At 73.1% G+C, this 11,266-nt stretch carries 10 protein-coding genes; 5 read left to right on the forward strand and 5 right to left on the reverse strand.

From position 1 onward, the window contains the following. The first annotated feature begins 33 nt into the window (after positions 1-33). Complete coding sequence (locus tag Aph01nite_RS13605) at positions 34-921, forward strand: Gfo/Idh/MocA family protein (protein WP_239161653.1); 888 nt, start codon at positions 34-36, stop codon at positions 919-921. On the opposite strand, the gene Aph01nite_RS13610 is transcribed toward Aph01nite_RS13605, so the two are convergent. The 3 genes from Aph01nite_RS13610 to Aph01nite_RS13620 all read right to left on the reverse strand — a co-directional run bounded on the left by Aph01nite_RS13610 (position 887) and on the right by Aph01nite_RS13620 (position 4,128). Next, positions 887-2,113 (reverse strand): acyltransferase family protein, encoded by a 1,227-nt coding sequence (locus tag Aph01nite_RS13610; protein ID WP_204041210.1) that lies wholly within the window; start codon positions 2,111-2,113, stop codon positions 887-889. The two genes, Aph01nite_RS13605 and Aph01nite_RS13610, sit on opposite strands and share 35 nt — an antisense overlap. 135 nt (positions 2,114-2,248) lie before the next feature. Further along, positions 2,249-2,896: a response regulator transcription factor gene (locus Aph01nite_RS13615; protein ID WP_204041211.1), complete on the reverse strand. Its 648-nt coding sequence runs from the start codon at positions 2,894-2,896 to the stop codon at positions 2,249-2,251. Next, positions 2,887-4,128 carry a sensor histidine kinase gene (locus tag Aph01nite_RS13620; protein WP_204041212.1) on the reverse strand — a complete coding sequence of 414 codons (1,242 nt, stop codon included), beginning with the start codon at positions 4,126-4,128 and terminating at the stop codon, positions 2,887-2,889. The genes Aph01nite_RS13615 and Aph01nite_RS13620 overlap by 10 nt, the downstream gene beginning before the upstream one ends. A 104-nt stretch (positions 4,129-4,232) precedes the next feature. Here Aph01nite_RS13620 and Aph01nite_RS13625 point away from each other — a divergent pair, with 104 nt between their 5' ends. From Aph01nite_RS13625 to Aph01nite_RS13635, 3 genes are all read left to right on the forward strand, one after another. After that, positions 4,233-5,183, forward strand: coding sequence for an ABC transporter substrate-binding protein (locus Aph01nite_RS13625; RefSeq protein ID WP_204041213.1), 951 nt, complete (start codon positions 4,233-4,235; stop codon positions 5,181-5,183). Between the two features lie 70 nt (positions 5,184-5,253). Beyond that, positions 5,254-6,210 carry a FecCD family ABC transporter permease gene (locus Aph01nite_RS13630; protein WP_204041227.1) on the forward strand — a complete coding sequence of 319 codons (957 nt, stop codon included), beginning with the start codon at positions 5,254-5,256 and terminating at the stop codon, positions 6,208-6,210. Then, positions 6,207-6,995, forward strand: a complete 789-nt coding sequence (locus Aph01nite_RS13635) for an ABC transporter ATP-binding protein (RefSeq protein WP_204041214.1) — start codon at positions 6,207-6,209, stop codon at positions 6,993-6,995. The genes Aph01nite_RS13630 and Aph01nite_RS13635 overlap by 4 nt, the downstream gene beginning before the upstream one ends. A 26-nt stretch (positions 6,996-7,021) precedes the next feature. Here Aph01nite_RS13635 and Aph01nite_RS13640 read toward each other — a convergent pair whose 3' ends face one another. Then, positions 7,022-8,731 (reverse strand): serine/threonine-protein kinase, encoded by a 1,710-nt coding sequence (locus Aph01nite_RS13640; protein ID WP_204041215.1) that lies wholly within the window; start codon positions 8,729-8,731, stop codon positions 7,022-7,024. Further along, complete coding sequence (locus tag Aph01nite_RS13645; RefSeq protein WP_204041216.1) at positions 8,728-10,173, reverse strand: hypothetical protein; 1,446 nt, start codon at positions 10,171-10,173, stop codon at positions 8,728-8,730. The genes Aph01nite_RS13640 and Aph01nite_RS13645 overlap by 4 nt, the downstream gene beginning before the upstream one ends. Positions 10,174-10,416: 243 nt before the next feature. Here Aph01nite_RS13645 and Aph01nite_RS13650 point away from each other — a divergent pair. Further along, on the forward strand, positions 10,417-11,266 hold an 850-nt coding region (locus tag Aph01nite_RS13650; protein WP_204041217.1), incomplete at its 3' end, for a sensor histidine kinase.

Here is an 11,266-nt window from a genome sequence, read left to right on the forward strand (position 1 = left end):
CTCAATACGGGTGGATAGGGTCTGGGTGATCTGATGAGGGAGGCGGCGGTGGAGCCGGTTTCTGTGGGGCTGGTCGGGGCGGGTCCGTGGGCGGACATGGTGCACGCGCCGGAGCTGGCGAAGGGGCCGCACACCCGGCTGGCGGGCGTGTGGGCCCGGCGGCCGGAGGCGGCGGCGGAACTGGCGGGCAGGTACGGCGTGCCGTCGTTCGCGCGGATCGAGGAGCTGCTGGAGGTCTGCGAGGCGGTGGCGTTCAGCGTGCCGCCCGCCGTCCAGGCCGAGCTGGCGGTGGTGGCGGCGCGGGCCGGGAAGGCGCTGCTGCTGGAGAAGCCGCTGGCGGCCGACCTGGCGGGCGCGCGGCGGCTCGCGGAGGCCGTCGAGGAGACGGGCGTGGCCAGCCAGATGGTGTTCAGCTTCCGCTACTCGCCCGCGACCACGGCCTTCCTGGACAAGGCGCGGGAGCTGCGGCCGTTCGGCGGTCACGCGGTGAACATCTCCGGAGCCCTGCACGGCGGGCCGTTCGCGACGCCCTGGCGGCTGGAGCGCGGCGCCCTCCTCGACATCGGGCCGCACACGATCGACCTGCTGGACGCCGCGCTGGGGCCGGTGGCCGGGGTGCGCGCGCACGGCAGCCCGCTCGGCTGGGTGGGACTGCTGCTGGAGCACGAGACCGGCGCGGTCAGCGAGGCCTCGCTGTGCATGGCCGCCCGGGGCGAGCTGCCGCCCGCCACGATCCACGTGTACGGCGAGCGGGGCACCGCCTCCCTGTCCGGCGACGACCTCGGGGACGGGATCTTCGCCCGGCTGACGGAGTCGTTCGCGGCGACCGTACGGGCCGGCGGCGGGCACCCGCTGGACGCGCGGCACGGGCTGCGCCTCCAGCACGTCATCGAGGACGCCGAACGGCAGCTGGCCTCCTGACCAGGCCGAGCAGCAGGGCTGCCGAGGCGAGGACCGGCACCGGGCCCGGCGGGAAACCGGTGACCATCAGCGTGGCGAGCGCGCCGCCGACCAGCACGGCCGAGCCGCCCACCCAGGCCGGCGGCCGCTCGAACCGGCCGAACGCGGCGATCAGCACGGACAGCAGCCCGCCCAGGCAGAGCAGCCAGACCGGGACGAGCGCCCACCACGGGCCCGACCCGGGCGCGGGCGTGTCCACGCCGAGGCCGACCACCGCCACCCCGGCCACGGCCACCAGCGCCGGCATGTGCCACAGGTAGATCGTCATCATCCGCGGCGCCAGCCACCCCAGCAGCGCGCCCGGCCGGGGCCGCGCCGCCAGCCGGTTCAGTGCCGGGCGCAGCAGCATGGCCAGGCCCAGCTGCCCGGCGAACAGCGCCAGCAGGCAGGCGCTCGGCGGCGCCATGTTGGACACCGCCCCCGGCATCCCGATCATGCTCGCCGGGTACGGCCCCGCCGCCACGAGCGCCGCCACCATCGCGAACCCCGCCACCGCCAGCGCCGCGGCCCTGCAGCCGGACAGCCACGCCAGGCGGCCCTCGGCGTACAGGAAGCCGATCTGGTGCACGGCCAGCCAGACGAACGCCACGTTCAGGTAGCCGGCGGGCTCGAACCCCGCGAACCGCACCGCGTCGGTGAGCACCGCGCCCCCGGCCAGCACGGGCAGCACCACCCCCGCCCGCAACCGGATCAGGTACGGCGTGGCCACCACCGCGAGCACGTACACGGCCAGGAACCACAGCAGCTGCCCCACGATCCTGGCCGCCACCTCCAGCGGCTGCGCCGGCACCCCCAGCCAGCCCAGCAGGTACGGCAGCGGCAGCCAGACCGCCGCCAGCGGCAGCACCGGCCAGCCCAGCCGCCCGATCCGCCTGGCCGTCCAGCCGTCGCCCGCCCGGCGGAAGCTGATCGCGTTGGCGGCGCCGCCCGCGAAGAACACCAGCGGCATCACCTGGCTCAGCCAGGTGACCAGCGGGATCGCGGCCAGCGCGTTGCCGGTGCTGAGGACGCCCCCGGCGTAGCCGATGACCGGCATGGTCCAGTGCTGGACGACGACGAGCGCCATGCCGAGCACCCGCAGCACGTCGATGAACCGGTCCCTGGGGACCGGGGAGACGGCGGGGACGGACGGGGGGAGCATGGTCAGCGACATGGGGTTCACCTTCGGAGAGATCGACTCCCCAAGCGTCCCGGTTCGCGCCCTTCCGCGCGGCGCAGCCTGCCCCCGTCTTGATCGTGCGCTGCCGGGCACCCCCAGGGGTGTAGCGGGCTACACCGCCAAACCGGGCTACACCGCCGACAGGTAGCTCAGCACGGCCAGCACCCGGCGGTGGCCGCTGTCGCTGGGCGGCAGGCCGAGTTTCATGAAGATGTTGCCGACGTGCTTGTGCACCGCGCGCTCGGTGACCGTGAGCAGGGCGGCGATGTCGCCGTTGGAGCGGCCCTCGGCCATCAGGCCCAGCACCTCGGCCTCGCGCGGGGAGAGCGTGGACACCGGATGGCCGGCGTGGCGGCGGGTGAGCAGCTGCGCGATCACCTCCGGGTCCATCGCGGTGCCCCCGGCGGCCACCCTGGCCAGCGCGTCCACGAACTCGGAGACCCGGCTGACCCGGTCCTTCAGCAGGTAGCCGATGCCGCCGCCGCCCCCGGCCAGCAGTTCGGTGGCGTAGGTCTGCTCGACGTACTGGGAGAGCACCAGGATCGGCTGCGCGGGGTGGCGGCGGCGCACCTCGACGGCGGCCCGCACGCCCTCGTCGCGGAAGGCGGGCGGCAGCCGTACGTCCACCACGGCGATGTCCGGCCGGTGTTCCTCGACCGCGGCCAGGAAGGCGTCCGCGGTGCCGACGGTGGCCGCCACCTGGTGGCCCTCGGTGCGCAGCAGCAGGGCCAGGCCCTCGGCCAGCAGCACGTTGTCCTCGACGATGACTACCCGCACGGCAGCTCCACGGTGAGGGTGGTGGGCCCGCCGGGCGGGCTGGACAGGTCGGTCCTGCCGTCCAGGGCGGCGACGCGGCGGCGGATGCCCGCCAGGCCGGTGCCGGACGCCTCGTCCGCGCCGCCCCGGCCGTCGTCGCTCACCCGCAGGGTCAGGGTGGCCGGGTCGCCGTGCACGTGCACGGCGGCTCCGGCGGCGGCGCTGTGCCTGGCCACGTTGGTGAGCGCCTCGGCGATGACGAAGTAGGCCGCCGCCTCGACCGCGGCGGGCAGCCGGTCCACGCCGGCCACGGTCGCCGTCACCGGCACCGGGCAGCGCGCGGCCAGCGCCGCCACCGCGCCCGGCAGGCCGCGGTCGCCCAGGATCGGCGGGTACATGCCGCGGATGATGTCCCGCAGCTCGGTCATCGTCTCCTCGGTGCTCAGCCGGGCCTCCGCGATGAGCTGGGCGGCCCGCGCCGGGTCGGCGGGCAGCAGGCGCTCGGCGACGCCCAGGCGCATCGCGATGGACACCAGCCGGGCCTGCGCGCCGTCGTGCAGGTCGCGTTCGATCCGGCGCAGCTCGGCGCCGTGCGCGTCCAGGGCGGCCGTACGGGTCTCGGTGAGCACGGCCACGCGTTCGGCCAGCAGGATCCGCTCGGGCGTGGCCAGGATGGCCCGGATGAGGGCGGCCTGCGCGGTGGCCAGCCAGGGCAGGACGAACGACCCGGCGACCGCGACGGCGGCGAAGTGGGCGGGGATGGTGAGCAGCACCCGGGGCCAGCTGTCCAGGGCGAAGCCGGCCAGGTAGACGGCGTGCTCGGGGAGCGGAGCCGACCACCAGAGGGGCAGCGACAGGTCGAAGCCGAGGGTGCCCCAGACGCCCAGGCCGAGCCCGGCCAGCAGGATTCCGGTGACGATGTGGCTGGCGATCCAGCCGATGTCCCGCCAGGTCATCGGGTCGCCGAGGACGGCGCGGGCGCGGGCCAGCACGCCGCCTTTGATCGGCACGTACGCGGCCGGGACGGGACGGCCCTGCCAGCCCGCCGCTAGCCTGCGGCCGAGCCCGGCGATCCCCCGGTTGAGGCGCACCGCGTACGGCAGGATGATCAGCCCGATGAAGGTCGCGCTGGACAGGAACGTCAGCGCGAACAGGACCAGCCCGAGTACGCAGACCGGCACCAGCAGGAGCCCGAGCAGCAGCCGCCCGGTGGCCCGGACGGCCGTCCCCGCGCGCTGCCGGACCCCGCTCACGCGCTTCACACTATCCAGATATGTCCGGACCTGGCCGAAATGCGTGATCGGCTGGTTGGTACGGTTGCCGATCGCAATCGCTGGCGACTTTCTGGAGGATCACGTTGAGGCCCACGGTTCTGGCGGGCGCGTTCCTGGGTGTGCTGCTGCTGGCCGGATGCGGCCGGCCGGCCGAGACCGCCGCACCCCCGGCCACCCCGGCCGCCCCTGCCGCCCCTGCCGCCCCGGCGGCGGGCGGATTCCCGGTGACCGTGAAGGCCGGCAACGGCTCGATCACCATCGCCCGGCGCCCGGCCAGGATCGTGTCGCTCTCGCCGACGGCCACCGAGACCCTGTACGCGATCGGCGCGGGCCCGCAGGTGGTCGCGGTGGACGACCAGTCCACCCACCCGGCGGAGGCCCCCAGGACCGAGCTCTCCGGCTTCAAGCCCAACGTCGAGGCGATCATCGCCCAGAAGCCCGACCTGGTGATCCTCTCCAACGACCTGGAGGGCGTGCTGGCCGGCCTGGGCAAGGTCGGCGTGCCCGTCCTCCTCGAACCGGCCGCCACGAACCTGGACGCCGCCTACGACGAGATCGCCGACCTGGGCCTGGCCACCGGCAACGCCCGCCAGGCCACCGACCTGGTGACCGGCATGAGGAACGAGCTGGAGCAGCTGGTCACGGCCACCCCCAAGGGCACGGGCCTGACCTACTACCACGAACTGGACGTCGTCCCCTACTCCGCGACCTCGGGCACCTTCATCGGCCAGATCTACGGGCTGTTCGGCCTGGAGAACATCGCCGACGAGGCCCCGGACGCGGCCGGCGGCTACCCCGAGCTCTCCGCCGAGTTCGTCGCCAAGGCCGACCCCGACCTGATCTTCCTGGCGGACACCAAGTGCTGCGGCCAGAACGCCGCCACGCTCGCCAAGCGTCCGGGCTGGTCGGGGCTGTCCGCCGTCAAGGCCGGCCAGGTCGTGGAGCTCGACGACGACGTCGCCTCCCGCTGGGGGCCGAGGGTCGTCGACCTGGCCAGGACCATCGCCGAGGCCGTGCAGAAGGCCGCGAGCTGATCGCGTGAACCGCACAGCGGGCCGCACGCGCTGGGCCCTGGTCGCGGCGGCGGCCCTCCTGCTGGCCTGCATGGCGGCCGGCCTGCTCGCCGGCGCCGCGGGCCTGTCCCCGGGTTCCGTCCTGTACGCGCTGCTCGACCGGCTGCCCTTCGTGTCCCTCGACTCGGGCCTGCTCCCGGTCGAGCAGGGCGTGCTGTTCGAGCTGCGGGTGCCCCGGGTGCTGCTGGCCGCGCTGGTCGGCGGGCTGCTGGCCATCGCGGGAGCCGGGTACCAGGGGGTGTTCCGCAACCCGCTGGCCGATCCGTACCTGCTGGGCGCGGCGGCCGGGGCCGGGCTGACGGTGACCGTGGTGATCGTGGCGCTGGGGGACTCGGGGGCGGTGCCGGTGGCCGCCTTCGCGGGGGCGGTCGGCGGGGTCCTCCTGGCGTACGCGCTGGGGAACACGGCCGGGCGCGGCGGCGGCACGGCCACGCTCGTGCTGGCCGGGGTCGCCGTGACCTCGTTCCTGACGGCCGTGCAGACGTTCGTGCAGCAGCTCAAGGTGGAGGAGCTGCAGCGGGTGTACGCGTGGATCCTCGGGGACGTCGGCGGCGGCTGGCCCCAGCTCGCCATGGTCGCGCCGTACGCGCTGGTCTCCGTCGTGGTGATGCTGGCGCACGGGCGATTGCTGGACGTGCTCGCGGTGGGCGACGAGGAGGCCGCCAGCCTGGGGCTGCACGCGCGCCGGGTCAGGTTCGCGGTGCTGCTGGCCGCGTCCCTGGCGACGGCGGCGGCCGTGGCGGTGAGCGGGCTGATCGCGTTCGTGGGGATCGTCGTGCCGCATGTGGTGCGGCGGCTGGCGGGCTGGTCGTACCGGATCGTGCTGCCGCTGTCGCTGCTGGGCGGGGCGGCCTTCCTGGTGGTCGCGGACCTGGTGGCCAGGACCGTCCTGGCGCCCGCGGAACTGCCCATCGGGGTGGTGACCGCGTTCGTCGGCGCGCCGTTCTTCGTGCTGGTGCTCCGGCTGACCCGGCGGGTGGAGACGTGATCGGGGCGCGCGGGGTCGGGGTGCGGCTCGGCGGGCGGCAGATCCTCACGGATGTCGGCCTGTCCGTGCCCGCCGGGGCCTGGCTGGCCGTCATCGGGCCCAACGGCGCGGGCAAGTCCACCCTCCTGAAGGCCGTGCTGGGGCTGGTTCCGCACCAGGGCGAGGTGCTGGTCCAGGGGCGCGACGTGCGCGGTCTGAGACCCCGCGAGCGGGCCCGCCTGATCGCGTACGCGCCGCAGAACCCGGTCCTGCCCCCGGACATGACCGTGGCCGACTACGCCCTGCTCGGGCGCACTCCGTACATCCCGTACCTGGCGGGGGAGACCGCGCACGACCGTGACGTGACCCGCTCGGTCCTGGCCCGGCTGGACCTGAGCGAGCTCGCCGCCCGCCCGCTCGGCCGTCTCTCCGGCGGCGAACGCCAGCGCGTCGTCCTCGCCCGCGCCCTCGCCCAGCAGGCCCCCGTGCTCCTGCTGGACGAGCCCACCACCGCCCTGGACCTCGGCCACCAGCAGCAGGTCCTCGAACTCCTGGACCGCCTCCGCCTGGCCGACGGCCTCACCGTGGTCACCACCCTCCACGACCTCACCCTGGCCGGCCAGTACGCCGACACCCTCCTCCTGCTCTCGAAGGGCCGCACCGCCGCCTCCGGCCCGCCCGGCCAGGTGCTCACCGAGGACCTCGTGACCGCCCACTTCCACGCGCACGTGCGGATCACCCGCCCGTACGGCCGGCCGGCGGTCCACCTCGAACGCCCGGGGAACAGGTCAGCCCCGCCCGGCTGATCGCGGGGCGGGGCCGGAAGCCGTGCTCAGCCGGTGAACTTGACGCTGTTGATGACCGTGTTGATCACGCTGTCGTCGCACTTGGCCGTGGGGCAGAAGAACGTGATCAGCGCGGACGGCTTGCCGGTCCTGGCCACCAGGAAGGACCGGAAGTCCAGGCGGCCGGTGCCGGCGCCGTCGCTGAGCACGCCGGTGAGCTTGAACGCGGGCTGGCCGTCCACCGAGGTGGCGACGGGGGCGCCCGGGATGGCGACCGAGCCGGGCAGGGTGGCCTGGAGGCCGGTCTGGAGGTCCTCGGTCGAGTTGGAGGTGCTGATGGTCTCGGTCGTCTGGGCGACCATGCCGGTGGCGCGGTTCGGGGCACTCTGGATGATCGGGTTCACGGCCGACCAGTCCGTGTTGCCGGGCACCGCGAACAGGCCGTCGAACTCCTCCACGGCGGCCGCGGCCGTCACGTGCTGGTCGGTGTACTCCTTCAGCGTCCACGTGCCCGGGTAACTGAACTTGAACGGCGCCGCCACGTTCCCCGGATAGGTGTTCCAGGGCGCGTTCTGGTCGCCGCCGCTCTGCGAGACCACGTACACGATGGCCGCCGCCACCACGCTCAGCGCCGTCACCCCGCCGATGACGGCCGCCAGCGGGAACTTCTTCTTGACGGGCACGATCGTCTGCGGCGCGTACGTCGGGTAGGACGGGTGCTGCCCGTACGGGTACGACACCTGCGACGGATGCGACGGGTGGGAGGGATGCGACGGATGCGATGACACCGACGGGTACGACACCGGCGGATTCGACGTCGGCCCCGGGTACGGCTGCTGCGGGTAGTAGGGAGTCGACTGGGTGCCGGGCGGAGGCCAGCTCCGTACCGACGACTGGCTCGGCTGGTCGGTCTCCACGCCGCTGATCGCGTCCCGGAGCGCGGTCACGAACGCCGTGCAGGTCGGGTAGCGGTCCACCGGCGACTTGGCCAGCGCCCGCTGCATCACCTGGTTGACCCCGTGCGGCAGGTCCGGCCGGTAGGGCGTCAGCGGCGGCGGGTCGTGCGACACGTGCGCGTACAGCAGGGCCAGCTCGGTGTCCCGCTGGAAGGGCGGCTGGCCGGTGAGGGCCTCGTAGACGACGCAGGCGAAGGCGTACCCGTCGCTGCGGCCGTCCACGGGCAGCCCGCGGATCTGCTCGGGCGCGACGTAGCGCGGCGTGCCCATGAAGTGGCCGTGGCTGGTCAGCCCGGCCTCCGCGGAGGCGCTCTTGGTCAGCCCGAAGTCGGTCAGGTAGACGTGGTCGGCCTCGGTCACCAGGATGTTGGCCGGTTTCACGTCCCGGTGCACCAGGCCGTTGGCGTGCGCCGCGTCCAGCGCCGAGGCGATCTGCGCGAACAGCCGGTTGGCGCGGGCCACCGGCAGCGGCCCCTGCGTCTGCACCAGCCGGCGCATGTCGCTGCCCTCCACGTAGCGCATCGCGATGAAGAGCAGGTCCTCGCTCTCGCTGGCCTCGTAGATCGGGATGATGTGCGGATGGTCGATGCTCGCCACCAGCCGGGACTCGCGGACGAACCGGTCGCGGAAGCGGGCGTCGTGGGCCAGTTGCGGGGCCAGGATCTTGAGCGCCACCGCCCGGCCGAGCCGCTGGTCGCGGGCCCGGTAGACGGTGGCCATGCCGCCCCGGCCGATGACGGCCTCGATCGTGTAGTCGCCCAGCTGCTGGCCGACCAGGGCGGGGATCGGGGAGTCGCTCATGGCATGTCCGCCGCGTGGCCGCAGAAGCCGCAGAACCGGTGGGCGTGACCGAGCCGCATGCCGCACTGGGTGCAGAACTTCTGCGCCCCCAGCTGGCCGACCTGGACGGGCATCGGCTGGCCGAGCTGGGCCTGCCCGAGCGGCGGCGACATGTCGGACGGCGGCTGGTGCGGTATCGACGGATGGCTGCCGATCGCGCCCCGGAACACCTCCGTCTGGGCCGGCCAGGAGGTGACCATCGCCGCGTTGTCCAGCGACCGCTCCCCGCCGTTCCCGTCCCCGCCGCCGCGCCGCCGCTTCAGCAGCACCGGTACGGCTATCGCCACACCCGCCGCCACCAGCACGATCCCGCCGGTGATCCAGACCCACGCCGAGACGCCGCCGCTCTGCTTGGCCACCGGAGAGGGGCTCGGCTTCTTCTTCGCCGCGTCCTCGGCCGTGCCCGCCTTGGACTGGGCGATGCGCAGGTACTCGATGGCCACCGCGTGGTCCTGCCGCTTGGACAGCACCGACTGCAGGACCGGGATGGAGGCCCCGTAGAGCTTGTTGTGGTAGGAGGCCAGCGCGCTCTCGAACACCACGTCCACCGGCCCGCGGCGCGGCGTCACCCCGGCCGCGACCAGGGCGGTCCTGATCTCCTCCACGGGCGTCACGGTCGGCGGCAGCTCGCCGCCTCCGGCCAGCAGCCCGACCACTTCGCTCTTGTAGTCGTCGATGACCGCCGCGCCCTGGGAGTGACCGGCGGCGATGAGCTTGTCGACCTTGGGCTGGTCCTCCTTCTTGAAGGACCGGCTGCCCGCCGGCTCGAAGTGCGCCGTGTCCAGCTTCGGCGGCGCCTTCGCGGACGGCGGCGTGGCCAGCGTCATGAAGTCGATGGACTCCACGGAGGTGCCCAGCACGGTCCCCAGCGGCACCGTGGGCAGCCCCTCCTTGCCGCTCGGGTCCACCTTCAGCACGGCCGGGGCCACCGGCGAGTCGCCGGTGTGCAGGATCTCCGCCTTGAGCCCCTGCGGCAGCGGCGGCTGCAGGTACGGGTACGCGGTCACCGTCGTGGTCACGGTGGCGTTGCAGGTGGAGTTCTGCGTACGCGGCGGGTAGCAGGCCTGGAGCCTGATGTTCAGATCGGGGTCGGAGATCGTGTGCCGCTCGAAGTCGGCCGGGATCTTGACCTTGAAGTATTCGGCGAAGACCCGGTTGGCCGCGTAGATCCGCGCGTCGCGGTCTGACTGGACCACCGAGGTGGCCGTCACGATCACTCCGTCAGGAGTAACGGTGAAACCACTCCCGTCGGCGAGTTCGGTGTCGTACTCTCGGACGACCTGCTGCAGCTGGCTGCGGTCGTCGAACAGCGTGATCGAGACATGGGACTCGGACTCCACCCGCACGGCCCCCGGTGTCACCCGGTCCGTCGAGCCGCTGGGGTGGGGGTGCAGCATGGGCATGGTTAACATGCCAAGGGCGCCGAGCCCCGCTATGACCGCTAGGCGGGGCATCTCCGCCTCCTCTTCGGATCGGAACAGATCTAGACTCGCAGTGCGCCGAGTGGCCGACAAGGGCTCCCACGGTGACGACATTCAGTTGATACCCGCCAAGGATCAAGCATGCGCTTGCAAACCACTTGTAAACGGATTGAAGCGGTTCATCGAGCACTACGCCGGATGTCGCGGACAGATTAATCTGCCCCCATGGCCCTCCGCATCTCGAAGGTGGATCTCCTCATCGGCGCCGCCGTGGCGGCGATCGGCGTCGTCGAGGCGCTCACCACAGCGACCGCCCACGGCGCGGACCAGAACCCTCAGCTGTGGTGGATCCCCCAAGCCGTCATCGCCGGGATTCTGCTGGCTTTCCGCGGTAAATCGCCCGTTGTGGTGTTCATCGCCATGGTAATCCTGCAATACGTGTGGCATCGGCAGGGTCACGAGACCTGTCAGGTTCACCAGCTCATCTCGCTGCTGATCGTCTTCCACACGCTGGGGGCCGGGCTACCCCTCCGGCCTGGGGGTCTGTGGGCTCTGGCCGGAATTCTGGTCTTCGATTCCGGGGCCGTGGACCACCGGGCGCTGCCCATCGAAGAGGTAATTTTCCTTACAGTCCTTTTCAGCTTCGCCTACCTGACCGGGCTCGGGCTCCGCGGCTACCTGGTGCGGCTGCGCCGCCTGGCCGAGCGCGCGGTCCAGCTGGAGGTCGAACGGGAGCGCCGGGCCATGGAGGCGGTCGCGGCCGAGCGTAACCGGATCGCCAGGGAGCTGCACGACGTGGTCGCGCACAGCGTCAGCATGATGGTCATGCAGGCGGGGGCGCTGCGCCGTACCCAGGGCGGGGAGAATCCGGTGCTGCTGGGCATCGAGCAGTCCGGCCGGGAGGCCGTCAACGAGCTGCGCATCATGCTGGGCGCGCTCCGCATGCCCCAGGACGAGGCGCTGCCCCAGCCCGGCCTCGACCTGGTGCAGAGCCTGATCTCCACGGTCCACAACTCCGGCCTGCGCGTCACCCTCGCCATCGAGGGCGAGCCGGTACGGCTCGCGCCCGGCCTGG

The organism is Acrocarpospora phusangensis, from assembly GCF_016862995.1.
Taxonomy (GTDB): Bacteria; Actinomycetota; Actinomycetes; order Streptosporangiales; family Streptosporangiaceae; genus Acrocarpospora; species Acrocarpospora phusangensis.

Bases quoted from the DNA above. Each gene is read 5' to 3' on its own strand.
- Aph01nite_RS13605 (WP_239161653.1), top strand. From the start codon at position 34: ATGAGGGAGGCGGCGGTGGAGCCGGTTTCTGTGGGGCTGGTCGGGGCG.
- Aph01nite_RS13610 (WP_204041210.1), bottom strand. From the start codon at position 2,113: ATGTCGCTGACCATGCTCCCCCCGTCCGTCCCCGCCGTCTCCCCGGTC.
- Aph01nite_RS13630 (WP_204041227.1), top strand. From the start codon at position 5,254: ATGGCGGCCGGCCTGCTCGCCGGCGCCGCGGGCCTGTCCCCGGGTTCC.
- Aph01nite_RS13640 (WP_204041215.1), bottom strand. From the start codon at position 8,731: ATGAGCGACTCCCCGATCCCCGCCCTGGTCGGCCAGCAGCTGGGCGAC.
- Aph01nite_RS13645 (WP_204041216.1), bottom strand. From the start codon at position 10,173: ATGCCCATGCTGCACCCCCACCCCAGCGGCTCGACGGACCGGGTGACA.